The following is a 1,610-nucleotide window of genomic DNA, read 5'->3' as shown; positions in this document are numbered from 1 at the left end:
GTCGGCACGGTCCAGTTCCAGCGGATGGGTCAGCTGGACGGTGACCTCGTAAGGCTTGCCGAGGGTCTCAACGGCCTTGAACGAGACCACCGACAGGGCGATGGCGGTGGGCGCGGCGGGGACTTCGAGGCGGTAAGCGGCCCGCCCGGTTGCGAGCCCGGCGAGATCGACGCCGGATACCAATCGATCTTCGACAACCATGATTTGCGTATCGATGCACTGGTGTAGTGCGTCGCACGCTACATGGATTGCCAACTTCTGAGACCGCTGAATGGCTGATGTCTAATTCAGCGCAAGGGAGGAGGGGGGTAAAGCAGGAATTCGTGGTATTGCGATAGACAAGAAACATCGAACGCGATTCCGCGGCTCCGGTGCGTCGTCAGATCACTGGCGACGCGCCGGAGCCGACTTCGGAAAACGCCTATTGATTCTTCATCGCCTCGGCCAGGCGCGAGATGATTTCACCTTCGCTCTTGAAGGCCTTCTGGGCGTAGGCCGCGTATTGCTCAGGGCCCATGTAGTTCGTGACCATGCCGTACTGGCGGGTCACGTTCAGGAATTTCGGGTCCTTGAGCGCGTTGCGGAAGGCTTCGTCGAGGCGCTTGACCACGGCCGGTTTCATGTTGGCCGGGCCGATGATGCCGAACGGCGAGTTCGACCACACCGGGTAGCCGATTTCCTTCAGAGTCGGGGCGTTCGGAAAGTCGGCCGCGCGCTTTTCGGAGAGCGTGGCGAGCACGCGCATCTGTCCGTTCTGCACGTAGGGCAGCAGCGTGTTCGACAGCACGGCCACATCGGACGAGCCGCTCAGCAACGCGGTGATGGCCTCGGCGTCGCCCTTGTACGGCACGTGCGTCCAGTTCGATTGCGACACGCGCGCCAGTTCGGAGATCGTCAGGTGCTGGCTGCCGTAGATGCCGGTGGTGCCGTAGCTGATGCCTTTCTTGTTCGCCTTGGCGTCGGCGATCAGTTCCTGCATGGTTTGCCACTTCGCATCCTTCTTCACGGCCACAGCAAAGTTGTAGTCCGCGATCATCGATACGTAGGTCAGGTCCTTGAGCGCGTCGTAGCGCATCTTCTGGACGTGTGGCAGGCGGAAGATCACCACGGGTGCCATGCTCAGCGTGTAGCCGTCGGGCTCGGTGGTCACCATCTGGGTGGCGCCCAGCGTGCCGCTGACGCCGGGCTTGTTTTCGACGACGATGGACTGTCCCAGTTCGCGGCCGGCGGCGTCGGCCAGCGCGCGTGTCACCTGGTCGGTCACGCCGCCGGCGCCGTACGGCACGATGAGCCGGATCGGACGGGTGGGGAAGTCATCGGCAGCCAGTGCCTGGGGGCCGAGCGATGCCGCCAGCGTCAGGCCGGAAGCGGCCAGCGCGACGCGGAAGAAACGACGTCGTTGCATGAAGTTGTCTCCTGATTGTCTGCCGGATCGCGCATGTCCGGTCTGCGAGGTTGTCCGCGCAGTATGACAATGCCGCCGGGCGGCGGCTATCGGGAAACGGCGGGGGTGCCGGGCTTATCCACCGATTTCATCGCCCGCATGCGGGGGCTGCATGCCCAGCAGCCCGCTAGCCCTTGATTTACCGTGGGGTGTTCAACCGGTGTTC

The 1,610-nt window shown here is 63.4% G+C and carries 2 protein-coding genes; both read right to left on the bottom strand.

The window, feature by feature from the left end:
- A partial coding sequence (locus tag AC3G88_RS29355; protein ID WP_488894488.1) for a hypothetical protein occupies positions 1-201 on the bottom strand: 201 nt, incomplete at its 3' end.
- A gap of 220 nt (positions 202-421) precedes the next feature.
- Positions 422-1,405: a tripartite tricarboxylate transporter substrate binding protein gene (locus tag AC3G88_RS29350; protein WP_488773169.1), complete on the bottom strand. Its 984-nt coding sequence runs from the start codon at positions 1,403-1,405 to the stop codon at positions 422-424.
- Positions 1,406-1,610: the final 205 nt, after the last annotated feature.

It is taken from the genome of Cupriavidus sp. 86D6, assembly GCF_057815095.1.
The sequence above is the reverse complement of the archived record's forward strand: the minus strand, read 5'-3'. Positions and strand labels throughout refer to the sequence as shown.

Coding starts and splice junctions, on each gene's coding strand:
- AC3G88_RS29350 (WP_488773169.1), bottom strand. CDS start 1,405: ATGCAACGACGTCGTTTCTTCCGCGTCGCGCTGGCCGCTTCCGGCCTG.